The sequence below is a fragment of the Coprothermobacter sp. genome, assembly GCA_013824685.1.
Classification (GTDB): domain Bacteria; phylum Caldisericota; class Caldisericia; order Cryosericales; family Cryosericaceae; genus Cryosericum.
This window is the reverse complement of record PNOG01000021.1, coordinates 1-22,324: the sequence shown is the minus strand read 5'-3', so window position 1 is coordinate 22,324 and position 22,324 is coordinate 1. Positions and strand designations below refer to the sequence as shown.

39 protein-coding genes and 5 tRNA genes are annotated in these 22,324 nt (G+C 56.4%); all 44 read left to right on the top strand.

The genetic code is table 11. From position 1 onward, the window contains the following. The first annotated feature begins 29 nt into the window (after positions 1–29). The 44 genes from C0398_07095 to C0398_06880 all read left to right on the top strand — a co-directional run bounded on the left by C0398_07095 (position 30) and on the right by C0398_06880 (position 22,291). Entirely contained in the window at positions 30–338 is a 309-nt protein-coding gene (locus C0398_07095; GenBank protein ID MBA4365741.1) for a 30S ribosomal protein S10, read from the top strand. 13 nt (positions 339–351) lie between these two features. Continuing rightward, positions 352–957: a 50S ribosomal protein L3 gene (locus C0398_07090; GenBank protein ID MBA4365740.1), complete on the top strand. Its 606-nt coding sequence runs from the start codon at positions 352–354 to the stop codon at positions 955–957. 11 nt (positions 958–968) lie between these two features. Then, positions 969–1,592, top strand: a complete 624-nt coding sequence (locus C0398_07085; GenBank protein MBA4365739.1) for a 50S ribosomal protein L4 — start codon at positions 969–971, stop codon at positions 1,590–1,592. After that, positions 1,589–1,870, top strand: a complete 282-nt coding sequence (locus C0398_07080) for a 50S ribosomal protein L23 (GenBank protein ID MBA4365738.1) — start codon at positions 1,589–1,591, stop codon at positions 1,868–1,870. The genes C0398_07085 and C0398_07080 overlap by 4 nt, the downstream gene beginning before the upstream one ends. Before the next feature lie 11 nt (positions 1,871–1,881). Continuing rightward, entirely contained in the window at positions 1,882–2,712 is an 831-nt protein-coding gene (locus tag C0398_07075) for a 50S ribosomal protein L2 (GenBank protein ID MBA4365737.1), read from the top strand. A 10-nt stretch (positions 2,713–2,722) separates the two neighbouring features. Continuing rightward, positions 2,723–3,007: a 30S ribosomal protein S19 gene (locus tag C0398_07070; protein MBA4365736.1), complete on the top strand. Its 285-nt coding sequence runs from the start codon at positions 2,723–2,725 to the stop codon at positions 3,005–3,007. A 7-nt stretch (positions 3,008–3,014) separates the two neighbouring features. Next, the gene (locus C0398_07065; GenBank protein MBA4365735.1) at positions 3,015–3,356 is read left to right on the top strand and encodes a 50S ribosomal protein L22; all 342 of its coding nucleotides are present in this window, start codon (positions 3,015–3,017) and stop codon (positions 3,354–3,356) included. Further along, positions 3,357–4,022, top strand: coding sequence for a 30S ribosomal protein S3 (locus tag C0398_07060; GenBank protein MBA4365734.1), 666 nt, complete (start codon positions 3,357–3,359; stop codon positions 4,020–4,022). Positions 4,023–4,038: 16 nt separating this feature from the next. Beyond that, a complete protein-coding gene (locus C0398_07055; protein MBA4365733.1) occupies positions 4,039–4,449 on the top strand; it encodes a 50S ribosomal protein L16 in 411 nt (136 codons plus the stop codon). Further along, positions 4,449–4,667: a 50S ribosomal protein L29 gene (locus tag C0398_07050; GenBank protein ID MBA4365732.1), complete on the top strand. Its 219-nt coding sequence runs from the start codon at positions 4,449–4,451 to the stop codon at positions 4,665–4,667. Before C0398_07055 ends, C0398_07050 begins: the two co-directional genes overlap by 1 nt. Beyond that, on the top strand, positions 4,667–4,936 hold the full coding sequence (rpsQ, locus tag C0398_07045; GenBank protein MBA4365731.1) for a 30S ribosomal protein S17: 270 nt from the start codon (positions 4,667–4,669) through the stop codon (positions 4,934–4,936). The genes C0398_07050 and rpsQ overlap by 1 nt, the downstream gene beginning before the upstream one ends. After that, complete coding sequence (locus tag C0398_07040; protein MBA4365730.1) at positions 4,929–5,297, top strand: 50S ribosomal protein L14; 369 nt, start codon at positions 4,929–4,931, stop codon at positions 5,295–5,297. Before rpsQ ends, C0398_07040 begins: the two co-directional genes overlap by 8 nt. Positions 5,298–5,306: 9 nt before the next feature. Then, positions 5,307–5,645, top strand: coding sequence for a 50S ribosomal protein L24 (locus C0398_07035; protein MBA4365729.1), 339 nt, complete (start codon positions 5,307–5,309; stop codon positions 5,643–5,645). Positions 5,646–5,656: 11 nt separating this feature from the next. After that, positions 5,657–6,310 (top strand): 50S ribosomal protein L5, encoded by a 654-nt coding sequence (locus C0398_07030; protein ID MBA4365728.1) that lies wholly within the window; start codon positions 5,657–5,659, stop codon positions 6,308–6,310. Positions 6,311–6,326: 16 nt separating this feature from the next. After that, entirely contained in the window at positions 6,327–6,512 is a 186-nt protein-coding gene (locus C0398_07025; GenBank protein MBA4365727.1) for a type Z 30S ribosomal protein S14, read from the top strand. A 10-nt stretch (positions 6,513–6,522) separates the two neighbouring features. Beyond that, positions 6,523–6,921 carry a 30S ribosomal protein S8 gene (locus C0398_07020; GenBank protein MBA4365726.1) on the top strand — a complete coding sequence of 133 codons (399 nt, stop codon included), beginning with the start codon at positions 6,523–6,525 and terminating at the stop codon, positions 6,919–6,921. A gap of 10 nt (positions 6,922–6,931) precedes the next feature. After that, the gene (locus C0398_07015) at positions 6,932–7,480 is read left to right on the top strand and encodes a 50S ribosomal protein L6 (GenBank protein ID MBA4365725.1); all 549 of its coding nucleotides are present in this window, start codon (positions 6,932–6,934) and stop codon (positions 7,478–7,480) included. A gap of 8 nt (positions 7,481–7,488) precedes the next feature. Then, complete coding sequence (locus C0398_07010) at positions 7,489–7,857, top strand: 50S ribosomal protein L18 (protein ID MBA4365724.1); 369 nt, start codon at positions 7,489–7,491, stop codon at positions 7,855–7,857. A 9-nt stretch (positions 7,858–7,866) separates the two neighbouring features. Continuing rightward, complete coding sequence (locus C0398_07005) at positions 7,867–8,388, top strand: 30S ribosomal protein S5 (GenBank protein ID MBA4365723.1); 522 nt, start codon at positions 7,867–7,869, stop codon at positions 8,386–8,388. Then, positions 8,385–8,804 (top strand): 50S ribosomal protein L15, encoded by a 420-nt coding sequence (locus C0398_07000; GenBank protein ID MBA4365722.1) that lies wholly within the window; start codon positions 8,385–8,387, stop codon positions 8,802–8,804. Before C0398_07005 ends, C0398_07000 begins: the two co-directional genes overlap by 4 nt. Further along, complete coding sequence (locus tag C0398_06995; GenBank protein ID MBA4365721.1) at positions 8,804–10,069, top strand: preprotein translocase subunit SecY; 1,266 nt, start codon at positions 8,804–8,806, stop codon at positions 10,067–10,069. The genes C0398_07000 and C0398_06995 overlap by 1 nt, the downstream gene beginning before the upstream one ends. Beyond that, positions 10,069–10,731: an adenylate kinase gene (locus tag C0398_06990; protein ID MBA4365720.1), complete on the top strand. Its 663-nt coding sequence runs from the start codon at positions 10,069–10,071 to the stop codon at positions 10,729–10,731. Before C0398_06995 ends, C0398_06990 begins: the two co-directional genes overlap by 1 nt. Further along, complete coding sequence (map, locus tag C0398_06985; GenBank protein MBA4365719.1) at positions 10,718–11,464, top strand: type I methionyl aminopeptidase; 747 nt, start codon at positions 10,718–10,720, stop codon at positions 11,462–11,464. The genes C0398_06990 and map overlap by 14 nt, the downstream gene beginning before the upstream one ends. Further along, the gene (locus C0398_06980; protein MBA4365718.1) at positions 11,461–11,676 is read left to right on the top strand and encodes a translation initiation factor IF-1; all 216 of its coding nucleotides are present in this window, start codon (positions 11,461–11,463) and stop codon (positions 11,674–11,676) included. Before map ends, C0398_06980 begins: the two co-directional genes overlap by 4 nt. 30 nt (positions 11,677–11,706) lie before the next feature. Then, positions 11,707–11,823, top strand: coding sequence for a 50S ribosomal protein L36 (locus C0398_06975; protein ID MBA4365717.1), 117 nt, complete (start codon positions 11,707–11,709; stop codon positions 11,821–11,823). 10 nt (positions 11,824–11,833) lie between these two features. Next, positions 11,834–12,208, top strand: coding sequence for a 30S ribosomal protein S13 (locus tag C0398_06970; GenBank protein ID MBA4365716.1), 375 nt, complete (start codon positions 11,834–11,836; stop codon positions 12,206–12,208). A gap of 14 nt (positions 12,209–12,222) precedes the next feature. Next, positions 12,223–12,618: a 30S ribosomal protein S11 gene (locus C0398_06965; protein ID MBA4365715.1), complete on the top strand. Its 396-nt coding sequence runs from the start codon at positions 12,223–12,225 to the stop codon at positions 12,616–12,618. A gap of 9 nt (positions 12,619–12,627) precedes the next feature. Beyond that, a complete protein-coding gene (locus C0398_06960; protein MBA4365714.1) occupies positions 12,628–13,257 on the top strand; it encodes a 30S ribosomal protein S4 in 630 nt (209 codons plus the stop codon). Between the two features lie 9 nt (positions 13,258–13,266). Next, a complete protein-coding gene (locus C0398_06955) occupies positions 13,267–14,202 on the top strand; it encodes a hypothetical protein (GenBank protein ID MBA4365713.1) in 936 nt (311 codons plus the stop codon). Between the two features lie 48 nt (positions 14,203–14,250). Next, the gene (locus C0398_06950; GenBank protein MBA4365712.1) at positions 14,251–14,607 is read left to right on the top strand and encodes a 50S ribosomal protein L17; all 357 of its coding nucleotides are present in this window, start codon (positions 14,251–14,253) and stop codon (positions 14,605–14,607) included. Then, positions 14,608–15,432 (top strand): energy-coupling factor transporter ATPase, encoded by an 825-nt coding sequence (locus C0398_06945; GenBank protein MBA4365711.1) that lies wholly within the window; start codon positions 14,608–14,610, stop codon positions 15,430–15,432. It abuts the gene before it with no gap. Beyond that, a complete protein-coding gene (locus C0398_06940; GenBank protein ID MBA4365710.1) occupies positions 15,417–16,280 on the top strand; it encodes an energy-coupling factor transporter ATPase in 864 nt (287 codons plus the stop codon). The genes C0398_06945 and C0398_06940 overlap by 16 nt, the downstream gene beginning before the upstream one ends. Then, positions 16,277–17,086, top strand: a complete 810-nt coding sequence (locus C0398_06935) for a transporter (protein MBA4365709.1) — start codon at positions 16,277–16,279, stop codon at positions 17,084–17,086. The genes C0398_06940 and C0398_06935 overlap by 4 nt, the downstream gene beginning before the upstream one ends. Next, the gene (locus C0398_06930) at positions 17,068–17,823 is read left to right on the top strand and encodes a hypothetical protein (protein MBA4365708.1); all 756 of its coding nucleotides are present in this window, start codon (positions 17,068–17,070) and stop codon (positions 17,821–17,823) included. Before C0398_06935 ends, C0398_06930 begins: the two co-directional genes overlap by 19 nt. Positions 17,824–17,960: 137 nt before the next feature. Further along, a complete protein-coding gene (locus tag C0398_06925) occupies positions 17,961–18,392 on the top strand; it encodes a 50S ribosomal protein L13 (GenBank protein MBA4365707.1) in 432 nt (143 codons plus the stop codon). Between the two features lie 10 nt (positions 18,393–18,402). Then, positions 18,403–18,795, top strand: a complete 393-nt coding sequence (locus C0398_06920; GenBank protein MBA4365706.1) for a 30S ribosomal protein S9 — start codon at positions 18,403–18,405, stop codon at positions 18,793–18,795. 96 nt (positions 18,796–18,891) lie between these two features. Then, the gene (locus C0398_06915; GenBank protein MBA4365705.1) at positions 18,892–20,373 is read left to right on the top strand and encodes a cysteine--tRNA ligase; all 1,482 of its coding nucleotides are present in this window, start codon (positions 18,892–18,894) and stop codon (positions 20,371–20,373) included. Between the two features lie 25 nt (positions 20,374–20,398). Beyond that, entirely contained in the window at positions 20,399–21,121 is a 723-nt protein-coding gene (locus C0398_06910; GenBank protein MBA4365704.1) for a 23S rRNA (guanosine(2251)-2'-O)-methyltransferase RlmB, read from the top strand. Positions 21,122–21,182: 61 nt separating this feature from the next. Next, positions 21,183–21,650, top strand: a complete 468-nt coding sequence (locus tag C0398_06905) for a hypothetical protein (GenBank protein MBA4365703.1) — start codon at positions 21,183–21,185, stop codon at positions 21,648–21,650. A gap of 60 nt (positions 21,651–21,710) precedes the next feature. Further along, positions 21,711–21,786, top strand: a tRNA-Thr gene (locus C0398_06900). A 4-nt stretch (positions 21,787–21,790) separates the two neighbouring features. Beyond that, positions 21,791–21,875: transfer RNA gene (locus C0398_06895), tRNA-Tyr, on the top strand. Positions 21,876–21,883: 8 nt separating this feature from the next. Further along, positions 21,884–21,958, top strand: a tRNA-Gly gene (locus C0398_06890). 179 nt (positions 21,959–22,137) lie between these two features. Next, positions 22,138–22,214: transfer RNA gene (locus tag C0398_06885), tRNA-Met, on the top strand. A gap of 1 nt (position 22,215) precedes the next feature. After that, positions 22,216–22,291 (top strand) — tRNA-Thr (locus tag C0398_06880). Positions 22,292–22,324 lie beyond the last annotated feature (33 nt).

The window sequence follows — 22,324 nt, the reverse complement described above, 5'->3', positions numbered from 1 at the left end:
TCGGGCAGTCATTCATCCAAGGAGTTGCTATGGCGAAGCAAAAAGTTCGTATAAGGCTAAGAGCGTTTGATCACAGAACGCTCGACATTTGGGCTGGGAAGATCGTGGAGATCATCCAGCAGGCGGGGGCTCGTGTTTCGGGACCCATTCCGCTTCCAACCGAGAAGAGCATATTCACGGTGCTCCGATCGCCCCACGTCGACAAGAAGTCGCGTGAGCAGTTTGAGATGCGCATTCATAAGAGGCTGATCGAGATAACCAATCCCACTCCTGAGGTAACCAAGGCGCTCATGGGCCTTGACCTGCCGCAGGGCGTGGATATCGAGATCAAGCTGTAGGCTGGTGGCTAAGATGAGCAAGGGGATAATTGGCAAGAAGGTTGGCATGACCAGTGTGTTCCATGAGGACAGATTCGTCCCTGCGACGGTCATACTGGCCGGCCCATGCTTCGTCGTCGACGTGCTCACTAAGGAGCGCAACGGCTATGAGGGCGTGAAGCTTGGTTATGGAGAGGCACGTGCGTCTCTGATCAACAAGCCGGAGACTGGCGTCTGCAAGAAAGCTGGTGTGCCGGCGTTGAGGCATCTTAAGGAGTTCCGTGGCATGGAAGGGACAGTGGGCGACAAGGTCGACGTGAGTGTACTCGACGGACTCAAAGTTCTTACCATTACCGCAGTCTCTAAAGGCAAAGGGTACCAGGGTCCCGTCAAGCGCTGGCACTTCGCAGGCTGGTTCAAGAGCCACGGGTCGAAGGGCCTTCGTCGTGTGGGCGCCATCGGGTGCCGCCTGACTCCTGGCCGCGTTTTCAAGAATCACAAGATGGCCGGTCACATGGGCTGCCACGTGACGACTGTCACAGGAATCAGGGTGATCGCAGTCGACGTTGAGAAGAACCTGCTTGTGGTCAAGGGCAGTATTCCTGGCGGAGACAACGCGCTCCTGACGATCAGGGCTTGAGAGGTAGAGATATGAGCACTGTGAAGATGATTGATGTTACTGGCGCCGACGCCGGTGAAGTTGAACTCGTCGAAGGACTCTTTGGCTGCAGCATCAGTGAGACGGCCATGTATATGGGCGTCAAGAAGTTCCTGGCTGGGTTGCGTCGCGGGACTGCAAACACGAAGGGTCGCAGTGAGATCAACAAGACAAAAAAGAAGGTCTGGAAACAGAAGGGCACCGGGCATGCGCGTCAGGGCAGCAAGCGCGCGCCGCAGTGGAAGGGTGGAGGAGTTGTCTTCGGTCCCAAGGCTAGAGACTTTACCCTTGACCTGAACAAGTCGACCAGGCGCAGCGCCATCCTCAGTTCGCTGGCCCAGCGGGCCGGCGAGAACGCGATTGTGGTTCTGCACGGACTCAAGCTCGAGCAGCCCAAGACGAAGGCGCTCTTGACGGCGCTGAAGGCTGCGGGCATTCCGGAGAATGCATTGCTTGTCTTTGCTGAGGAGAATGGTGAAGTTGTTCTTTCCGGCCTCAACCTTCCCCGGCTTGGTCTGCTTCATTTCTCGGAGTTGAACGCGTATGATGTGCTCCTGCATTCCACGGTCGTTTTCACCGAAGAGGCCCTGAAGGGCGCCGAGGAGGTGTATGCATGAGCAAAGAGATCCTGCTGTACCCCATCGTTACCGAGAAGAGCATGAGCATGACGGAAGAGGGCAGATATGAGTTCGTCGTCGTCAAGAACTCCACCAAGATGGAGATCAAGGACGCCGTCGAGAAGATGTTCAACGTGAAAGTTGCTTGGGTCAACGTCATGAGGACTCACGGCAAGAAGAGGATGCGGAAGGCTTCGATCGGTATGACGCCTTCGAAGAAGAAGGCGGTCGTTGCGCTGATGCCTGGGTTCAAGATCGACGTTATCACTAACGTTTAAGAGGGTGCCCCATGAGTATTGTGAGATCCTATAAACCAACGTCTCCGGGAATTCGTTCCAGGAAGACGCTCATTCACACCGAGGTCACCCGGGACACTCCTGAGAAGTCCCTGACCTTTGGCCTGCGCAAAAAGGCCGGGCGAAACAACACGGGCAAGATCATGGTTCGTCACCAGGGTTCTGGTGTTCGTCAGCTCTATCGCGTTGTTGACTTCGCGCGGGACGTTGAGAACGTTCCAGGCAAGGTGGCTGAGATCGAATACGACCCCAACCGCTCTGCCCTGATTGCTCTTGTGCAGTACGCCAACGGCAAGAAGACGTATATCCTTCTGCCAGAGGGCCTGAAAGTCGGCGAGACCATCATGTCCGGTGACAACGTTGAGATCCGGGCAGGCAACAACACCAAACTTGCCAAAATGCCTTTGGGAACGACCATCCACAACATCGAACTGTTCCCCGGCAAGTCCGCTCATGTGGCGCGTGCCGCTGGCGCCTCAGCTCAGTTATTGGCCAAGGAAGCCGGTTGGGCACAGATCCGCATGCCATCCGGCGAGATCCGGAAGTTTTCCCTGGACTGCAGGGCCACCATTGGACAGGTTGGCAATCTTGATCACAACAAGGAAGTCCTCGGAAAGGCTGGCAATTCCCGTCACCGCGGCATTCGTCCGTCTGTGCGTGGTGTTGCCATGAACCCCGTCGACCACCCGCACGGTGGTGGTGAAGGCAAGTCTCCTGTCGGACACCCTGGACCTCTTACTCCTTGGGGCAAGCCGACTCTCGGCTACAAAACCCGCAAGAAGAAGAATCAGTCCGACAAGTATATTTTGAAGCGTATAAACTAGGAGAACGCCGATGAGCGATACGAAGACCAACAAGGGCTTTGTCGAGGAACGTCTGCTCGGCAGGATCCTGGAAATGAACCGAAAAGGTGAGAAGAAGCTCGTCAAGACATGGAGTCGTCGTTCTCATGTGGTCGAGGAGATGGTGGGGCATACGATTGCCATCCATAATGGCAAGACCCATGTTCCCGTCTACATCTCGAAGGCGATGGTTGGGCACAGGCTCGGTGAGTTTGCGCTCACCCGCAACTTCCATGGTCACACTGTTCCGACAGCGCGTACCAGCGCGTTGAGGTAGGTGCAAGATGGAAGCATTTGCGAAACTTGAGCACATTCGGCTTTCTCCATTCAAGACACGCCTGGTGGCCGACCTTATCAGGGGGAAGAATGTCGACCAGGCGGTTGCCATTCTCGACTCGCTGCCCAATCGGCCTGCCGTTACCATCAAGAAGGTCATGCTGTCTGCCGCTGCCAATGCCGAGAACAATTTCAAGATGAACCGTGACACGCTGTATGTGTCCAAGATTCTCATCGACGGGCAGGGTGGAGTCAAGAGAGTCTCCCCGAGAGGCATGGGTCGTGCGGATATCATCCGCAAGCCCCTCTCCCGGATCTATATCTGCGTAGCTGAGAAAGAGGAGGCTTAGGTGGGCCAGAAAGTACATCCGTATGGATTCAGGCTTGGCATTACCCAGGACTGGCAATCCAAGTGGTTTGCATCGAAGAGGAACTACAGCGAATTCGTTCTGGAGGATTATCACATTCGCGAGGAGATCGGCAAGATCGAGCGCGACTTTGCCATCTCGGAGATCGAGATTCTGAGAAAGGGTTTCAATGTCACTGTGCGCTTGCACAGCGCGCGTCCTGGTGCCCTTATCGGCCGGAACAAGGCTGAGCTCGAGAAGATCGAGGCGAACCTCAAGAAGACACTGACCAACAAGCAGGAAGTCCTGCACGTCGATGTCAAGGAAATCAAGCATCCCGATCTCGACGCCAAGATTCTGGCACAGAGTATTGTTGCAGATATCGAGAAGCGTGTCTCCTACAAGCGCGCGATGAAACAGGTCATCAAGCGTGCAATGAGAGCTCGCGCAGGCGGTATCAAGGTTCAGTGCAGTGGCCGTCTCGGCGGAGCCGAGATCGCCCGTACCGAGTGGTATCGTGAAGGACGCGTGCCGCTTCAGACCTTGAAAGCTGACGTAACCTACTCCTATGAGCCGGCTCTCATCAAGTTCGGCCGTATCGGAGTCAAGGTGTGGCTCTACAAGGGAGATGCACCCAAGAGGGTCTTCTTCAGTGAGGACGTAGACTGAGCAAGGAGAGGTCATCATGCTATTACCTGTGAGAACCAAGTTCAGAAAGATGCACCGTGGAAGGATGCGCGGCATGGCCACTCGGGGTGCCGAACTTTCGTTCGGCGAATTCGGGCTGCAGGCCATGGAGTGCTCCCTGGTGACGGACCGTCAGATCGAGGCAGCTCGTCTGTCTCTGGTGTCGGCCGTTCACAAGAAGGGAAAGATGTGGATTCGCATCTTCCCCGATAAGCCTATTACGAAGAAACCAGCGGAAACCCGTATGGGTTCGGGCAAGGGAGACGTCGATCATTGGGCTGCCGTCGTCAAGCCTGGGAGAATTCTCTTTGAAATGTCCGGGATCACCGAAGAAGAGGCTCGCCGAGTCACCAGACTGGCTTCCTTCAAGTTGCCCATCAGGACACGCTTCTTATCAAGGGGGAGCTAATGAGGATCAACAAAGTGAGAGACATGTCGGACGCTGAACTCAAAGTGAACATGGAGAACCTTCGTCGGGAGCTGTTCAACTTGAGATTTCAGCTTGCTACACGCCAACTCAAGAACACGGCCCGCGTGAAGGAAGTCCGTCATGATATCGCCAAGATCCTGACGGTCGAGCACGAGCGCACGATGGGTCTCGCGTCGAAGAAGCAGGAGGTCAAGTAATGGCTGCAGAGATTGTCGAGAAGGGAATAGTGCTCAAGGCACAGGAAGGTCGCGTTGTCGTTGGGGTCAAACGCATGGTTCGAGGCAGCTTCGGCCGCATCACCGTGCGCACAACCAAGCTGTACGCCGACGACAGCAGGCGCATTTCTTCTGTTGGCGATACAGTCGTGGTGAGGTTCACCCGTCCGATCTCCAGCTCAAAGCGTTGGAGGCTTGTCGAGGTCGTGACCAAGGTGGGCACGGCTGTCCCGGGGGCGCAGAATGCTTAGACCCTACAGTCACATGATCGTCGCCGACAACTCCGGCGCGAAGGAAGTCAGAATCATCACGGTCCTTACGAACAACAAGCATCAGGTGGGGCATGTTGGCGACAAGTGTGTGGTTACCGTGAAGAAGGCCGCTCCAAACGCAGCAGTCATCAAGGGCGCGGTCGTCAAGTGTGTTATCGTCAGGACGAAGAGAGAAGTTCGTCGGCCCGATGGCAGTCTGGTACGTTTCGACCAGAATGCTGCTGTTCTCATCGACGACGATGGCAACCCAAAGGGGACGCGTATTTTTGGACCAGTCTGCCGGGAGCTGCGTGACAAGGGCTATCTCAAGATTACCTCGCTCGCACCGGAAGTTGTGTAGGAGTTGACCATGAAGGGTACTGTGAAGTTCTTGAATATCAGGAAAGGCGATACAGTCGTCGTTCTGTCAGGCAAGGACAAGAGCAACAAGGGCAAGGTCATCAAGACGATCCCGACCGCTGGCAAGGTTCTGGTTGAAGGCATCAACATGGTTTCCAAGAACCTTCGCCCCACGCAGGACATGCCGCAGGGCAAGATCGCCAAGCGTGAAGCCCCGATTCTTGCCAGCAAAGTCATGCTCATCTGCCCAAGCTGCCACCAGCCGACCAGGGTCGCGCATCGCCTTGTCGAGGGCGACAAGTCCGTTCGCTCGTGCAGAGTCTGCAACGAGACGATCGATAAGGTGTAAGGGGGCGCGCTATGGCAGCCAAGGAAACGACGAAGAAGGCAACAACTGCACCAGTCCCTGCCAAGAAGGAGAAGGCGCCGGCCAAGAGCAAGGTTCTGGCGAAGCGTGAGCTTACCAGCTTCTCGGATGTTTACAGGGTGAAGTACAAGGATGAGGTCCGCAAGGACCTTCAGAAGCGCTTCGGTTACACCAACGTCATGCGTATTCCGCGCGTTGCGAAGATCACGATCAACCGTGGTATTGGTGAGGCGACCGAAAACCCCAAGGTTATCGACAGCAGTGTCGAGGAGATCGGGTTGATCTCCGGGCAGAAGCCCATCGTCACCTTGGCCAAGAAGTCTATCGCGACGTTTAAGATTCGGAAGAACGCCCCTGTGGGTGTCGCCGTTACGCTGAGAGGTGTTCGGATGTATGCCTTCCTGGAGAAGCTCGTTACGGTGGTTTTTGAACGTATCAGAGACTTCAAGGGACTCTCTCCCAAGTCTTTCGACGGTCGCGGCAATTATACCTTCGCGCTCAAGGAACAGCTCGTGTTCCCCGAGATCTCTTACGACAAGGTGGACAAGGCCCGTGGAATGAGCATCACCGTTACCACGACCGCACAGACTGACGAAGAGTGCAAGGCCTTGCTTGAAGCGTTCGGCGTGCCGTTCAGGCAGAGATAGGGTGTAAGGAGACACTATGGCAAGAAAAGCTATGATCAACAAGGCTCTTCGCAAGCCCAAGTTCTCGACCAGGGCCCACAACAGGTGCAAGATCTGTGGGCGGTCCCGCGGGTACTATCGGGAGTTCGGCCTGTGCAGGCTCTGCTTCCGCAAGATGGCACTCGAAGGGAAGCTTCCGGGCGTCAAGAAGGCTAGCTGGTAGAGGAGGAGACATGTCCAGAGTTGACGCACTTTCGGATTTCTTGACCAGGGTGAGAAATGCGAACCTGGTCTACCACGACTCTACCATTGCCCCGTATTCCGAGATGAACAGTGCACTCGCGCTGATTCTCAAGAGACAGGGCTATGTTGGTGGTGTTTCGGAGATCATCCGCGACAACCGCAAGTACTTGAAGCTCGATCTCAAATACACAAAGACTCGTGGTCGTTACATTACCGGCCTGAAGCGTATCAGTCTTCCAGGCCGCCGCATCTATGTGAAGAAAGATGCAGTGCCGCGCGTTCTGATGGGCGCCGGTATGGCAATCATCTCCACCCCGCAGGGGCTGATGACCGACGTGCAGGCTCGCAAGGAAGGGCTTGGCGGCGAGGTCATCTGCTTCGTCTGGTAAGGGGGACGGTATGTCGAGAATAGGCAAGAGACTTACTACGATTCCGGCCGGCGTCACTGTGGTGGAGTCAGGTCGTATGCTGACGGTCACGGGACCTCGCGGTTTCCTGACGCTCGAGGTTCCTGAGCACATTGACTATACCGTCGAGGGAGATCAGGTCCGGTTCGTCCTTGATCCGGCTTTTCAGGAGACGCTCAATGTCATGCACGGCACGACGTCGGCGCGTTTCTCGAGCCTTGTGAAAGGCGTCACCGAGGGTTTCATCAAGCGTCTCGAAATCGTTGGCGTTGGCTACAAGGCCGCCGTCGATGCAGGCAACCTGACTCTGCTTGTTGGGTACTCGCATCCCGTGCCCGTGAAGATTCCTGAGGGCATCAAAGTTGAAGTGACCGACAACGTCAAGATCACGATGACCGGTGCCGATGCTGTGGGATTGGGGCAGTTCGCACAGAATGTTCGCAAGGTGCGTGTGCCTGACCACTACAAGGGCAAGGGTATCCGGTATGCTGGCGAAAAAGTCAGGATCAAGGCTGGCAAAAAGGCCTTGTCTGGTGCGTAGGGGGAACAATGATCAAGAGACACGATAGAGAAGAAGCTCGCGAGAGACGACATGACCGGATCCGCAAGAAGCTGGCAGGAACCGCAGTGCGACCAAGGCTTGCTGTCTTCGTCAGCCTGAAGCATGTGTATGTTCAACTTATCGATGATGACAAGGGTATTACCCTTGCTGCCGCGTCGAACCTTAAGCGCAAGGCGGATGGCCAGGTAGTGGCGGCCAACAATACGGTGGCCTGTCAGATGGTTGGCACGGAGATAGCCGACAAGGCGCTCCAGATGGGTGTCAAGACTGTAGCCTTCGACCGGGGTGGGCATTCCTACCATGGTCGCATCAAGGCGCTTGCCGAAGCCGCGCGCGCTGCGGGACTGGAATTCTAGGAGGAAGCTGTGGCAAGACGTTCGTTTGAACCCAAAGAATACGAAGAATCGGTCATCAGCATCGACCGCGTTACCAAGGTCGTCAAAGGCGGCAAGAAGATGAAGTTCAGGGTCCTTGTCGTTGTCGGCAACAAGAAGGGCAAGGTCGGCATCGGGATCGGCAAGGCCATCGAAATCCCGTTGGCGATCCAGAAGGGAATCACGGCTGCCAAGCGCAACCTCATTTCCTTCACGCTGAAGGGCACGACGCTGCCGTTCTCGACGAAGACCCGTACCGGCGCAGGCTGGGTGTATCTTCAGCCCGCTGTGACTGGAACTGGTATTGTCGCCGGCGGCGTGGTTCGCCAGATCATGGAGAAGGTTGGAGTCCAGGATGTTCTCACGAAGTCCCTCGGCAGCTCGAATTCTATCTCTCTTGCTGCAGCTACGATCGACGGACTGCGCGACATCGAGCAGATGACATTAATGCGCAACCTGCGTCGGCAGGACCGTATCAATGCCGAGCCGCGCGCTGCGGAGGCTCGTCAATGAAACTCAACGAGATGGTCAGACCAGAAGGTTTCATCGACAGTCCAAAAGTTATCGGCCGCGGGGCCGGGAGCGGCAAGGGCAAACAGAGCGGTTACGGCCGCAAGGGGGCCAAAGCTCGTTCTGGGCGCAGCAAGCGCGTTGGATTCGAGGGTGGACAGACCCCACTCTATCGCCGTCTTCCGAAGAAGCATGGATTCAGACCCCACGTCCGGACAGTGTACGTTGCCGTCAACATCGGCGCACTCGAGGGATACGAGGGCGAAATGCCCCTTGACCTGAATGCGCTCTACAACGCTCCAGTGAAGGTACTCGGAGACGGTGAACTGACGACAAAGGTTCAGGTGCGGGCGTCGGGTTTCTCGGCTTCGGCTCGTGAGAAGATCGAGAAGGCTGGCGGCACCTGCGAGGTCGTCTGATGTTCGAGACGCTGAGGAGGGCTTTCAGGCTTCCAGATCTGCGCAACAGGATTCTGTTCACGCTCATGATGTTTGTCGTTATCAGGCTCGGGACATACATCCCTGTGCCTGGTATCGACCGTGCAGCCGTGGCACAGCTGGTTGGCAAGGGGGGTTTTCTGGGCCTCCTTGACCTGTTTTCGGGCGGTGGCGTTGCCAACTTCGCCATTTTCTCGCTGAGCGTCCTTCCGTACATCAATGCCTCCATTATCATCGAACTCCTCGGCTCGGTCATCCCGGCGCTCCAGGAGCTCCGCAAGGAGGGCGGCAAGGAAGGTCAGCGGAAGATTGCGAAGTATACTCGGTATCTCACTCTTGGATTGGCGATCATCGAGTCGTTTGGTATCTTGGCCATCTTCCAGCAGTACCTCTCGAACACAGGCTTCTTCGTGAAACTCCTGATCGTTCTGAGTCTTACAGCCGGAGCATACATCGTGCTGTGGCTTGGAGAAGTCATGACCGAGCGAGGGATTGGCAACGGTGTGTCACTTATCATCTTCTCAGGCATTGTGAGCCGCATTCCCGTCGGCGTGGCACAGGCCTTCAGGTTGACCCAGGCCAAGTCGCTCAGTGTTCTGGGCCTCGTCGGCGGTATCCTGGGGGCAATCGCACTCCTCCTTCTAGTCCTGTTTGCCTATGAAGGCGAGCGCAAGGTCCCAGTGCAGTACGCAAAGCGTATCGTCGGCCGCAAGGTCTACGGTGGTCAGTCTACGTATATCCCTCTGAAACTCGTGCAAGCGGGCGTACTCCCGATCATCTTCGCTTCGGTCGTTCTGATGTTCCCTGCGACCGTGTCGCAGTTCTGGTCGACGTCCTGGTTCTATCTTCATATTGCAGAACCCTTGACGAAGTCGACGACGCTGACGCACAATATCGTTTTCTTCTTTCTGATTATCTTCTTCACGTACTTCTACACGGAGATTACCTACGATCCCACCAAGATTGCGGATGATCTCAAGAAATACGGGGGCTATGTGCCTGGTGTTCGTCCTGGCGAGGCAACCGCGCACTACATCAAGAACGTGCTTGATCGGATTGTGTTGCCGACTGCGATTTTCCTGGCGTTCCTTGCCATCGTGCCGAACATCGCGATGCGGAACCTGCAAATCTCGGCTTTTGCCTTCGGTGGTACTTCGCTGCTTATCATTATCGGCGTAGCACTAGAGACCGTGCGGGAGATCGAGGCATACATGATGATGCGTCACTACAAGGGGTTCATGAAATAATGACGCAGTACCCACGTATCATCCTATTGGGACTGCCGGGCTCGGGAAAGGGCACTCAAGGTGCGCTCATCGCACAGACTTGGGGAGTGCCCACCTTCTCGAGTGGCGAGTACTTCCGGAATCTTCGGCGGGAGGGCAAGCTGCCTGCCGAGGTTGCGGCCAAGATCAATGCTGGGGGTCTTGTGAGCGACGAGGATGTCAACATGATTGTCGTCGAATCGTTTCTGTCGACCCAGGAGGCGCAAGCAGGCTTTGTTCTGGACGGGTACCCGAGGACTGTCGCTCAAGCCGCATTTCTCGACGAGTATCTGACAAAGCAAAACCTTAGCTTGACCGCAGCCGTATACGTAGACCTGCCGATCGAGACAGCGTTCCGCCGCATATCGGGACGGCGCGTCTGTCCTTCCGACGGCAGTGTGTACAACGTGTACTATTCGCAGCCAGAGAGGGAGGGACTCTGCAACCTCTGTGGCGCACCCCTCATCCAGCGGGAAGATGACCGTGAGGAGAGTGTCAGGACAAGGATGAGTACGTACGAAGCGGTGACGAAGACTCTGACCGTGTACTACGGCGATCAGGGGAAGCTCATCACTGTTGATGGAGCCAGTGCTCCGGGTGTTGTCTTTGCCAGGATACAGGGGGCTCTTGATGATCCGGCTTAAGTCTGCTTCGGACATCGAGCACCTGCGTGTTTCCGGGGCCAAGCTCGCCGAGGTGTTGCACCAGGTAGGAGAGATGGTTTCTCCCGGTGTGACGACTCTCGAACTGGACCGTGCGGCAGAACTTCGCATCCGTGAGCTCGGAGCGAAGCCGGCATTCCTGCACTATGGCGGCTATCCGGCAACGCTCTGCGTTTCCATCAACGAGCAGGTCATCCACGGCATTCCGGGGCATCGCGTTCTGAATTCAGGTGACGTCGTTTCGCTGGATCTCGGTCTCATCTATGAAGGATACTATGCAGACTCCGCCATTACTGTCGCTTGTGGGCCGGTGGCATCCCAAGATGAGAAGCTTATCGAGACGACCCGAAGGAGCCTGTACGCCGGCATCGACGCCGCGCATGTGGGAGCTCGTCTGGGAGACATTGGTCATGCAGTTCAACAGGTGGCTGAGGCCCAGGGCATGAGTGTCGTGCGTGACTACGTCGGGCATGGTGTTGGAAAGGATCTTCATGAGGATCCCGAGGTTCCCAACTACGGCAGTGCCGGTACGGGTATTACTCTCAAGGAGGGACTGGTGATCGCGATCGAACCCATGGTCAACGCTGGCAGCAGCGCTGTCCGCGTTCTGAACGATGATTGGACGGTTGTTACCGTTGACGGACACAAGAGCTCGCACTTCGAGCATACGATAGCCGTCACGGCTCAGGGCCCCATCATCCTGACACAGCCATGAACAAAAAAGAAGTCATAGAGACAGAAGGCGTCATAGTGGAAACGCTCCCGGGAACGATGTTCCGCGTAAAACTGGGCAACGGCAAGATTGTGCTGGCTCATATCAGCGGAAAGATGAGGCTCAACTTCATCAAGATCCTGCCGGGAGACAAGGTAAGGCTTGAGATAACACCCTATGACCTTTCAAAAGCACGTATCACCTACCGGCTGTAGTTGTCAAAGAGTTGAAAGGAGTAGCGACCTATGAAAGTGAGACCGTCTGTAAAGAAGATCTGTGCTAAGTGCAAGGTTGTGAAGCGCAACGGTACGCTCATGGTGATCTGCGAGAACCCGAAGCACAAGCAGCGCCAGGGTAAGTAAAGGAGGACTAGTGGCTCGTATTAGTGGTATCGATCTTGCTGCCGGGAAAAAGGTAGGCATTGCCCTGACCTACATCTACGGCATCGGCAAGTCAAACTATAAGATGATCTGCAGTGTTGCAGGAGTGTCTGAGGACAAGAAGGTCAAGGACCTGACGGAGAGCGAGATTCTCGCAATCCAGAAGGCCATCAATGATAATCTCGTCGTTGAGGGCGATCTTCGCCGAGAAGTCTCGACCAACATCCGCAGGCTCATGGAGATCAACTGCTACCGTGGTGTCCGTCATAAGAGAGGACTACCCGTTCGCGGTCAACGCACCAGGACGAATGCTCGCACGCGCAAGGGACCGAAGAAGACCGTCGGTTCCAAGGCATCCAAGGTATAGGCAAAGGGGATCGTATGGCAGACATCAAGAAGAAAGTGGTCAAGCGCAAGAAAGAGAAACGGGTCGTTGGCGAAGGGAAAGCATATGTTTTCTCGTCGTTCAACAACACCCTTGTAACGATCACCGATGCCCAGGGCGACACTGTATGCTGGGGCTCGTCCGGAAGCGCCGGTTTCAAGGGTTCCAAGAAGGGGACCCCATTTGCTGCTCAGGTTGCCGCACAGAAAGCAGCCGAGAAGGCTATCGCGATGGGAATGTCCAGAGTAAGCGTGTTCGTGAAGGGCGCTGGTTCGGGTCGTGAGATCGCTGTCCGTGCTCTGCAGTCTGCTGGCCTCAACGTTTCGTCCATCAAGGACGTTACGCCCATCCCGCACAATGGGTGCAGGCCGCGCAAGATCAGAAGGGTATAGGAGGCGACCATGTCCAGATATATTGATGCATCGTGCCGGAAGTGCCGCGCACTGAATACGAAACTGTTCCTTAAGGGCTCTCGCTGCTCCAGCGGCAAGTGCGCGATCGAGCGCGGCAAGATGGGGCCGGGTCAGCACGGAATCGACCAGAAGTTCCGCAAGGACAGCGACTACGAGCTTCACCTCAAGGAGAAGCAACGTCTTCGCCTTGCCTATGGTCTGGCAGAGCGCCAATTCAGGAGCTACTTCGCTCTTGCGAACTCCCAGAAGGCGATTCCCACAGGCGGCAAGTTGCTGGAGCTTCTGGAGCGGCGTCTCGACAACGTTGTGTTCCGGATGGGAATCCAGCCGGGTCGCAAGTCCGCTCGCCAGATGGTATGCCACGGCAACGTGTTCGTCAATGGACACCGCGTCGACATTCCCTCGTACCAGGTCAGAATGGGAGATGTTGTGACGCTGACTGATACCGGAAAGTCCATGATCGGCGTACAGGAGTCCGTGGCCAGCAAGCCGGCCACTCCGCAGTGGCTTTCGTTCAGCCCAGACAAGTTCGAGGGCACTGTGCTCACGATTCCGACGGCTGAGCAGATTGGCATTCCCATTAATACCCGTCTTGTCATCGAGTACTACTCGAAGTAGGAGCCTGCCATGATAGAAGGGCTTGAAGGTATCAGACTGACATCTGCTGAAGAGACCGCCGAATACGGCAAGTTCGTCTTCGAGCCATTGCAGCATGGATACGGAACCACGATGGGTAATGCACTTCGCCGTGCTCTCTTGTCTTCGATTCCCGGGAGTGCGCCTGTGGCAATCAAGGTGAACGGTGCACTTCATGAGTTCACGTCACTGCCTGGCATCAAGGAAGATCTTCAGGAGCTCATCTTCAACATCAGAAACCTCCAGGTCTCCATTGTCGATGGCAGCGAAGCCACCCTTTCTCTCAAGCGACAGGGGAGGGGCGTGGTGAAGGCCGAGGATTTCGAGAAGAACTCACTGGTGAAGATTTTCAATCCAGAGTTGAAGATTGCGGAACTCTCCGCAGATGACAGCGTCATCGATCTTCAGGTGCTATTGCGCACCGGCGTAGGGTATGTCAGCAACGAGGAGAACCACGAGCTGCTGAACGGGACGGTCGACACTATTGCGCTCGACAGCATCTACTCTCCTGTACGGACAGCCAATTTCACTGTCGAACCTGTAAGAATCAAACAGAAGGCTGACTCTGAACGCCTGATTGTCGAAATTTCCCATTTTCCAACCACCAGAGCCCGCGATGCGCTTGAAGAAGCTCTTCACATCGTGGATCGTCACGCGCGGCAGTTGCTTGCGTGTCTGACCACGCAGGGTTCTGTGGATAGTGCTTCGGAAGCAACGACGTCCAACGAAAACGTCATGTCGAAGAGCCTTGAGACTGTGGATGGTGTGAAGAGCCGCTGGGTAGAGGTTCTCAGGAAGGCGGGTGTCGAGACTGTGGCTGACTATCTGGAGCATCGTGAAGAGACTGTCAGCGGTTTCGGGGAGGCCGGTCGCAAGAGCGTTGACGAAGCCCTCAGAGATGTCGGCATCAGCATCCCAGAAGATTAGCGCGCAACCGGTGGTAAGCGCGAACGTGACGAGAGGAGTATTCCTGCTATGAGACATGGAAGAAAACTGAAGAAGCTTGGCGTATACAGCGGCCTGCGGAGCATGATGCTGCGGAATATCTCGACCTCATTGATCGAGAAAGGTCGCATTGAGACAACAGTTACTCGTGCAAAGTCAGTGAAGCGTGTGGTGGAGAAACTCATCACGACTGCAAAGGTCGACGACCTGACGACGCGGCGCAAGCTGCACGCCTACCTTTTGACGCCAGAAGCGGTCGACGAAGCCTTCAAGCTGACGAAGGATCGCTACATCACCCGCCCGGGTGGCTATCTGCGTATCATCAAGGCCGGATATCGGAAGGGTGATGCAGCGAACATGGCGGTCCTGGAGTTTGTAGAGAAGTAGATGATTCGCCTCGACAAGGTCTCGTATCAAATCGAGACCTCCGCGGGGGCTGTCCAGGTCCTTCGTGACATAGACCTGGAGTTGCCAGATGGCTCAATCTCCGCGATTGTCGGCCCCAACGGGTCCGGCAAGAGTACGCTAGCCCGCCTTGTCAGCGGGCTTTTGCGTCCGACGTCCGGCAGTGTGCGTCTGCTGCCGGACGGTGACATCCAACCAGTCATGGATGTTCGTCCAGGACTTGACGTCGGCCTGGTGTTCCAGAATCCGGACAACCAGTTGGTGGCGACGACTGTAGAAGACGATATCGCTTTTGGGCTCGAGAACCTCGAGCTTCCCCATGCCGAAATGGTACGGCGCGTTGGAGATGCATTGTATCTTCTTGGCCTGGAACAGTTCCGCGACTATCCCCCTCATCGTCTTTCCGGTGGGCAGAAGCAGAAAGTGGCTATTGCTGGAGTGCTTGCTATGAAGCCTTCATTCCTCATTCTGGACGAGGCAACGTCTCTCCTGGATCCGACCAATCGCCGCGAGGTGATGCAGACGGTACTCCGCCTCAACAGCGAGTTGGGAATCGGCATCGTCATCGTCACTCATCTTCTGGACGAAGTGCTTGTTGCGTCACGCGTAGGCGTACTGGCGAATGGAGCGCTGGCGGCTTGGGACTCGCCGCGTGCGATCTTCTCGGATCCAGCGGTCGTAGAGCTGGGAGGCCTGGTGCTACCACTGAGCGCTCGAGCTTCGTTCCTCATGCAAGAGCGCTGGACGGACTTCCCGTTGTGTCTGACCCCTGAGGAATTCGCGAGAGCGACATGTCAATTGAGCTGAAGAACGTGGACTATATTTACGATAGTGGCGAGCCCTTCGAGTACTTCGCGCTCCGGGGGATCAGCGTGCACATCGACGATGGTGCCTTCGTGGGTGTCGTGGGAAGGACGGGTTCGGGCAAGTCGACGCTGGTCGAGCACCTGAACGGGCTCCTGTTTTCGACACGGGGGGATGTCATTGTCGACGATGAGAGAGTCTCCAACGAGAGGACAGTGCTTGCCAAGATACGCCGCAGAGTTGGCATCGTGTTCCAGTATCCCGAGGACCAGTTTTTTGCCGAGACCATCTTTGAGGAGGTAGCTTTTGGCTGCCGCAACTATGGATTCAGCAAAGAGCAGGTCGACGAAAGCGTTCACAAGGCGATGAGCACCGTCGGTCTTGATCCGGACCGTTTCCTGCCGCTGTCTCCCTTTCAGCTGAGCGGGGGAGAACAGCGTCGCGTGGCCATTGCCTCGGTCATCGCGATGGGTCAGAAGTACATCGTGCTCGATGAACCCACCGCGGGGCTCGACTCTGGCTCCAAGCTTGCCGTCCTGACCGAGCTGGAGTCACTGCGCCAGACCGGGAATGTCACCGTGATTCTCGTGTCCCACAACATGGACGAGGTTGCCGAGTTCTGCAAGGAGGTGGTGGTCCTTGACGGGGGAACAGTGGCGTTCCAGGGATCGACCGACGCATTCTTTCGTGACGCGGAACTGGTCGACAGAACGGGTCTGGAGCTTCCGGAGAGCTACCGCCTTGCACGTGCACTCAAGGAGTGCGGAAGCACCCTCACGGTGAACGAGGGCTCGACGGGCCGGATGCTGGATTCGTTGAGGCTGTGCGTCTCTGACCTGGGAGGAGCATAGTGGCCCTCTCTCGCAGTTTTGTTCTTGGTCAGCACTACCCTGGAACTTCGGTCGTCCACCGGTCTGGCGCTCTGGTGAAGCTCGTTTCGACCATAGCTCTCATGATTGGGGTTTTTGTTGCGACGAAGACGGTGCAGTATGTTCCTATTGCCGTTTTCTTGGCCGTTGGCATCGGGGTTTCAAGAATACCCCTGCGCTTCTTTGCTCGTGGCCTCAAGCCCATCCTGTTTCTCATTGTACTCACCGTCGTGGTGCAGGCATTCTTCACTCCTGGCACGCCTATCTGGCAATTCGGGTTTGTTCGCATCACGCGCGAGGGATTGGGACTGGCCGGTTTCATTCTCTGCAGGTTGGTCCTGCTTACGCTGGTGAGCGTCCTGCTTACCGCGAGTACTTCTCCCATAGAGTTGACCGACGCTGTGTCAGATCTGCTGAAGCCGCTGAGCCATATTGGCCTGCCTTCCGCCGAAATTGCTCTTGTCATGAGCATCGCCATGCGCTTTGTGCCAACGATTCTCGAGGAAACCGAGCGCATCATCCGTGCTCAGGTTTCGCGGGGGGCCCGGATCGGGGAAGGCAGCCTCGTCGCGCGTATGAAGAGCTTCATTCCGATTCTCATCCCCTTGTTTGTTTCCTCCTTTCGCCGGGCAGACGACCTGGCCGTCGCGATGGAGGCAAGGGGCTTTCGCGTAGGGAGTCCCCGAACAAGATATCATGCACGTCACTTTCGGTCCTTCGATGCCTTCATTCTTCTTGGAACGGCAGTTGCTCTGTCCGGGGTCATCCTATGGCGTCTGTTCCTGTAACGGTGCGTATGGACATAGCCTACGACGGCTCCTTCACCTATGGCTTCCAGAAGCAGGAATCCCTGGTGAGTGTGCAGGGCACCGTCGAGGGGGCGCTGAAGGCCGTTTGTGGATCGTACGTTCCTGTCGTCGGGGCGTCACGAACCGACAGAGGCGTCCACGCGCTTCACAATGTTGTGAGTTTCGTTCTGCGTGACGATGCTCTCTATGAACGCGTCGTACGACGCATCCCCGTCATGATGCCTGAGTGGCTCACGATTCGTGGTTGCGTTCGTGAGAGCGCCAACTTCAGCGCCCGGTTTTCTACAGTGAGAAAGTCCTACGCCTACGTGTTTATAAAGGAAGGAAGCTGGACCCCGTTCCTCGCTCGTTATGCGTATCGACTCGAGTATCCGGTCAAGACCGGTGCGATGAATGAGGCTGCGCATGCACTGCTTGGAACACATGATTTCAAGGGGTTCGGGAATATTGATCCAAGCAGGCCGCGTCGAGACACGACGTGCACGCTGAGTGCGGTTGATGTCATGGAAACGGATAAGGCGGTTATCTTCATGGTCTCAGGCGATCATTTCCTGTATCATATGGTACGCCGCATGGCGTACTTCGTTCTCAAGGCCGGGCAAGGGAGGATCGGTGCCGAAACGTGGAACAACGCGTTTGCAGGCCTCGAGGTCCCGTATACGCGACAGGTGATGGCCGCTGGCGGCCTCTACCTGGTTGCCGTCGACTACGCTTGATAGCTGCTGCGCGATGCGTATAGCCACCTGCCCGAACCCTCTCCGGGCATGTGGGTCCACCATCGTTTGCTGCCTCAAGGCGTTGACTAATCGCGGGTTTATGGTAATCTAGTAAAGAATTGACCAGGAGGATATGAATGAAGACAACGTTTTTTAGACCAGAGACGGTTACCCGTCGCTGGATTCTGATTGATGCTACGGACCAGAGCGTTGGGCGACTTGCCGTGGTCATTGCCAACATTCTTCGCGGCAAGGACAGACCAGAGTTCACGCCGAATGCGATGGTTGGCGACAATGTCATCGTCATCAACGCTTCGAAGCTGGCAATCGATCCCAAGAAGGGTACGCAGACCATGCACTATCATCACTCGTTCTACCCGGGTGGCCTGAAGGCCACGAATTGGAACAAGATGCTTGAGACGCGGTCAGACTTCCTGCTCAAGCGTGTGGTTCGCGGCATGCTGCCGAAGAACACACTTGGCAAGGAATTGCTCAGCAACCTGCGCGTCTATCAGGGGCCCGAGCATCCTCACCAGGCTCAGAAGCCTGTTGAGTTCAAGGCTAACTAGGGAGGATGCTGTGGCAACCACGCAGATTTGGGGAACGGGTAAGAGAAAGACTGCTATTGCGCGTGTTCACCTCGTTGCGGGAACCGGCAAGATTGTCGTAAATGGCAAGCCGGTCGAGGTCTACTTTCCAGTCCAGACGGTGTCCATGAAAACCATGGCTGCCTTCACCGTCATGGGGGGTACGCCTATGTTCGATGCGATTGTGAGCGTTGCCGGTGGTGGCTTCAATGGCCAGGCCGAAGCCGTTCGCCATGGAATTGCCCGCGCGCTGGTTGAGCAGAACCCGGAGAACAAGCCGGTTCTGAAGAAGGCCAAGCTTCTGACGCGCGATGCTCGTATCAAAGAGCGCAAGAAGTACGGTCTCCTGGGTGCCCGCAAGGCCACTCAGTACAGGAAACGTTAGACAAACTCTCTCGCAGTTCACCGGGCAGCAGGACATTGTGTCTGCTGCCTTTTTTGATACCCTGTAGGTACGCTTGTGCAGTGGAGGAAACCAACGATGAGGATTCATGATACGCTGACGCGGAAGACCGTCGAACTCGTGCCCCGTGAGCCAGGCAAAATCACCATGTATATATGCGGGGTTACGCCGTATGCCTCGGCACACATCGGGCATGCGCGGACGGCCGCCGTCTACGATCTTCTCAAACGCTACCTCCTGCGCGCGGGCTATGCCGTGACCCACGTCAGCAACTACACAGACATCGACGACAAGATCATCCGACGAGCTCAGGAGCAGGGGGTTGCGGCCCTCGATCTCTCTGCTCGCTTCATCGGCGAATATCTTGAGGATATGGCGGCACTGAATGTTCTTCCTCCGGACATCACGCCAAGGGTATCGGAAAGCATCCAGGACATTATCGACCTCATTGGTCACATCATCGAAAATGGTTATGCCTATGTCTCATCAGACGGAGTCTACTTTGCTGTTCGCAAGTTTGGTCGTTACGGCCGTCTTTCGGGCCGTTCCGTCGACGAGATGCGCAGCGGGGCACGGGTAGAGGTGAACGAAGCGAAGGAGGACCCGCTGGATTTCGCTCTGTGGAAGTTCGCAAAACCCGGCGAGATCTCATGGGACAGTCCCTGGGGAAAGGGTCGTCCGGGATGGCATATCGAGTGTTCGGCGATGAGTCTGAGGCATCTCGGGGCAGGGTTCGACATTCACGGGGGAGGCGAGGACCTCATCTTCCCTCACCACGAAAATGAGATAGCGCAAAGCGAGGCAGCTTTGGACGGACAGCAGTTTGTTCGATACTGGATGCACTCCGGCATGGTCAACATGGGCGGCGACAAGATGTCGAAGTCACTCGGCAATGTCATGACCGTGCGCGAACTGCTGGAGCAGTATCCAGGGCAGGTTGTCCGGCTCTATCTTCTGCAGACGTCCTACGAGAAACCTCTGAAGTTCAACATTTTGGGGTTCGGGCAGGCATTCACGAACTATGAGCGCATGGCAGAGTTCGAGGCGTTTCTGCAAGGATTGACTCAGGCGTCCGATGACGGCGTCAATGTGGAGTTTGAGAGCATATGTTCTGGTTTTCTCGGCGAGTTCGACGCTTCTCTGGCAGACAATCTCAATGCGTCCCGTGCACTCGCTGCCGTCTACGAATTCATGACTCGAGTGCGCCGCACGGCTTCGGAGCGGCTGCTCGGTGGATCAGAGGCTTCTCGTGCGCTCGAAGCCTTCCGGTCCGCGCTCTGGGTGTTTGGGCTTGACCAGACGAGTGACTACATGGAACACAAATCCAGTCTTCTGGTCGGCAAGCAGCAGGCGCTCATGGCCGTTGCCGTGGAGGTTGGAGCTGCTGTTGATGATCACGACTCTGCGAGCGATCTTCTCGACGCGATTGCCATGAAGCGTCGGATCGCTCGTGAGGCAGGACAGTACGACATGGCTGACCAGATCAGGGAGCGCCTCAGGAGTGTTGGTATCGCTCTGGAGGACGGCGTTGACGGCGTGAGGTATCGCATCCGTGGCTAACATTCAAAGAACGAGACCAGCAGGTATGCTTATCTATGGTAAGAACTCGGTCCTGGGTGCGCTGTCCGCTGAGCATCCGGTCGAGAAAGTCATCTTTGAAGCTGGTTCGGAGAAAGACGACCGTATCCGGATGATCAAGGATGTGGCTTCGCGGCTGAAGGTGCCGATGGAGTACAAGGTCGGATCGTGGTTCCAGAAGAGCCTCGGTGATGTCCCTCATCAGGGTATCGCGGCTCAGTGCGCGCGAGTGCGGCTACTGGACATGAACGCTCTCATGGGGGCGATGTCTCCTGAGCCCGCTCGCCGTTCAGTCGTCCTCGTGGACCAGGTCACCGATCCGCACAATCTGGGAGCGATTATCCGTGTGGTTGCTGCGTCAAGAGCCGGGGGCCTCATCGTCACAAAGGACCGGACAAGTCCGTTTTCGCCAGCGGCGGTATCTGCCTCGGCCGGGACGGTATTCGGACTTCCAATTGCCGTCGTAGCGAATCTGGCATATGCCATGGAACGACTCAAGAAGGACGGCTATTGGCTGTACGGGCTGGAGGCGGCAGATGGTCATGACTACCGGAAGGAGAAGTACGCGTGTCCGTCTGCGTTTATTGTCGGCAGCGAGGGCGCCGGCATGCGCGAACTCACACGGAAGAATGCGGACTTCTTCATCACGATTCCGATGAGGCCGGGCATCGATTCGCTGAACGTCTCTACGGCACTCGCGGTTGTGCTCTTCCGTGCCATCGAGTCCTAGAAGCGGTCGCTCATCGGAAAACGTCGAATCGCTGAGGCAGCGCTTTCTGGCGGGCGACAATATGGCATTTGAGGAGCTGCTGGGCCTATACATGCCTCTCCTCAAGTTTGTTGCCCGCAAGTACTGCACCGAACGAGACGAACGAGACGATTGTCTCGCCGAGGCTGTCTTGGGCTTTCTACGCGCCATTCGTACCTATGATGTCCAGCGGGGCGGTCTCGACGGATACATTGCCACTGTCGCATCGCACAGACTCATCGACATGGCACGTCGAGCTGCCGGCTCTCACGTCGAGCTGTCGGACACTCTCGATGGATGGGGGAGTTCCCTCGGCGACCCTGCACAGGCAGGAGTCCCTGACATGATTGCGCTCGCTGCCACGCTCAGTGATTGCGAACGCGCGTGTTTCGAGAGACATCTCCGGGGCGAGACTCTCGAGGTCATCGCTGCAGGATTGAGCCTGTCGAAGGCGTCCGTTTCGAATGCGCTCGCCAGAGCAAAGCGGAAGCTGGGAAAAGCGCTCTCATAGGTCTGCCCCGCTCTGCAGCTTGACAGACGCGGCTTTGCACCTATACTAACTGCGATGCAGGCCGACGTAGCTCAGCTGGTAGAGCGGTTGATTTGTAATCAACTGGTCACCCGTTCAATTCGGGTCGTCGGCTCCAGTGTGGGTAGGTGGCCGAGCGGTTAATGGCGGCAGACTGTAAATCTGTTGGCAATGCCTACGGGGGTTCGAATCCCTCCCTGCCCACCATTGCACTGGCGGGAATAGCTCAGCGGTAGAGCCCCTGCCTTCCAAGCAGGTTGTCGCGGGTTCGAATCCCGTTTCCCGCTCCAGCGTTTCAACTGGAGCAGCACTCCTCCGTCAGGAGGATTGTGCATGCCCTCTTGGGCAGCTTCTGTAGTGCGGCACCTCCTGCGGAGCGTTCGGTGCTTCGATGGTGATTGACTTCTTGTGCTTTTCGAGTAGTATACATACTGCTGTTTGTGTGCCTATGCACAACGACAGCGAGGAATGCGGGGTGGAGCAGCCTGGTAGCTCGTTGGGCTCATAACCCAAAGGTCGACCGTTCAAATCGGTCCCCCGCGACCAAGCCCATGTAGCTCAGTTGGTAGAGCGTATCCTTGGTAAGGATAAGGTCACCAGTTCAATTCTGGTCGTGGGCTCCATTGCATTGTATACACGAGAGCACATCTCACGGG

Coding starts and splice junctions, on each gene's coding strand:
- C0398_07095 (MBA4365741.1), top strand. CDS start 30: ATGGCGAAGCAAAAAGTTCGTATAAGGCTAAGAGCGTTTGATCACAGA.
- C0398_07075 (MBA4365737.1), top strand. CDS start 1,882: ATGAGTATTGTGAGATCCTATAAACCAACGTCTCCGGGAATTCGTTCC.
- C0398_07050 (MBA4365732.1), top strand. CDS start 4,449: ATGAGGATCAACAAAGTGAGAGACATGTCGGACGCTGAACTCAAAGTG.
- map (MBA4365719.1), top strand. CDS start 10,718: ATGATCCGGCTTAAGTCTGCTTCGGACATCGAGCACCTGCGTGTTTCC.
- C0398_07000 (MBA4365722.1), top strand. CDS start 8,385: ATGAAACTCAACGAGATGGTCAGACCAGAAGGTTTCATCGACAGTCCA.
- rpsQ (MBA4365731.1), top strand. CDS start 4,667: ATGGCTGCAGAGATTGTCGAGAAGGGAATAGTGCTCAAGGCACAGGAA.
- C0398_06905 (MBA4365703.1), top strand. CDS start 21,183: ATGGCATTTGAGGAGCTGCTGGGCCTATACATGCCTCTCCTCAAGTTT.
- C0398_07010 (MBA4365724.1), top strand. CDS start 7,489: ATGATCAAGAGACACGATAGAGAAGAAGCTCGCGAGAGACGACATGAC.
- C0398_07085 (MBA4365739.1), top strand. CDS start 969: ATGAGCACTGTGAAGATGATTGATGTTACTGGCGCCGACGCCGGTGAA.
- C0398_06915 (MBA4365705.1), top strand. CDS start 18,892: ATGAGGATTCATGATACGCTGACGCGGAAGACCGTCGAACTCGTGCCC.
- C0398_06930 (MBA4365708.1), top strand. CDS start 17,068: ATGGCGTCTGTTCCTGTAACGGTGCGTATGGACATAGCCTACGACGGC.
- C0398_07080 (MBA4365738.1), top strand. CDS start 1,589: ATGAGCAAAGAGATCCTGCTGTACCCCATCGTTACCGAGAAGAGCATG.
- C0398_07055 (MBA4365733.1), top strand. CDS start 4,039: ATGCTATTACCTGTGAGAACCAAGTTCAGAAAGATGCACCGTGGAAGG.
- C0398_06990 (MBA4365720.1), top strand. CDS start 10,069: ATGACGCAGTACCCACGTATCATCCTATTGGGACTGCCGGGCTCGGGA.
- C0398_06960 (MBA4365714.1), top strand. CDS start 12,628: ATGTCCAGATATATTGATGCATCGTGCCGGAAGTGCCGCGCACTGAAT.
- C0398_06925 (MBA4365707.1), top strand. CDS start 17,961: ATGAAGACAACGTTTTTTAGACCAGAGACGGTTACCCGTCGCTGGATT.
- C0398_07065 (MBA4365735.1), top strand. CDS start 3,015: ATGGAAGCATTTGCGAAACTTGAGCACATTCGGCTTTCTCCATTCAAG.
- C0398_07090 (MBA4365740.1), top strand. CDS start 352: ATGAGCAAGGGGATAATTGGCAAGAAGGTTGGCATGACCAGTGTGTTC.
- C0398_06945 (MBA4365711.1), top strand. CDS start 14,608: ATGATTCGCCTCGACAAGGTCTCGTATCAAATCGAGACCTCCGCGGGG.
- C0398_07070 (MBA4365736.1), top strand. CDS start 2,723: ATGAGCGATACGAAGACCAACAAGGGCTTTGTCGAGGAACGTCTGCTC.
- C0398_07020 (MBA4365726.1), top strand. CDS start 6,523: ATGTCCAGAGTTGACGCACTTTCGGATTTCTTGACCAGGGTGAGAAAT.
- C0398_07040 (MBA4365730.1), top strand. CDS start 4,929: ATGCTTAGACCCTACAGTCACATGATCGTCGCCGACAACTCCGGCGCG.
- C0398_06940 (MBA4365710.1), top strand. CDS start 15,417: ATGTCAATTGAGCTGAAGAACGTGGACTATATTTACGATAGTGGCGAG.
- C0398_07030 (MBA4365728.1), top strand. CDS start 5,657: ATGGCAGCCAAGGAAACGACGAAGAAGGCAACAACTGCACCAGTCCCT.
- C0398_06955 (MBA4365713.1), top strand. CDS start 13,267: ATGATAGAAGGGCTTGAAGGTATCAGACTGACATCTGCTGAAGAGACC.
- C0398_06975 (MBA4365717.1), top strand. CDS start 11,707: ATGAAAGTGAGACCGTCTGTAAAGAAGATCTGTGCTAAGTGCAAGGTT.
- C0398_06910 (MBA4365704.1), top strand. CDS start 20,399: ATGCTTATCTATGGTAAGAACTCGGTCCTGGGTGCGCTGTCCGCTGAG.
- C0398_06995 (MBA4365721.1), top strand. CDS start 8,804: ATGTTCGAGACGCTGAGGAGGGCTTTCAGGCTTCCAGATCTGCGCAAC.
- C0398_07035 (MBA4365729.1), top strand. CDS start 5,307: ATGAAGGGTACTGTGAAGTTCTTGAATATCAGGAAAGGCGATACAGTC.
- C0398_07015 (MBA4365725.1), top strand. CDS start 6,932: ATGTCGAGAATAGGCAAGAGACTTACTACGATTCCGGCCGGCGTCACT.
- C0398_06980 (MBA4365718.1), top strand. CDS start 11,461: ATGAACAAAAAAGAAGTCATAGAGACAGAAGGCGTCATAGTGGAAACG.
- C0398_06950 (MBA4365712.1), top strand. CDS start 14,251: ATGAGACATGGAAGAAAACTGAAGAAGCTTGGCGTATACAGCGGCCTG.
- C0398_07025 (MBA4365727.1), top strand. CDS start 6,327: ATGGCAAGAAAAGCTATGATCAACAAGGCTCTTCGCAAGCCCAAGTTC.
- C0398_06965 (MBA4365715.1), top strand. CDS start 12,223: ATGGCAGACATCAAGAAGAAAGTGGTCAAGCGCAAGAAAGAGAAACGG.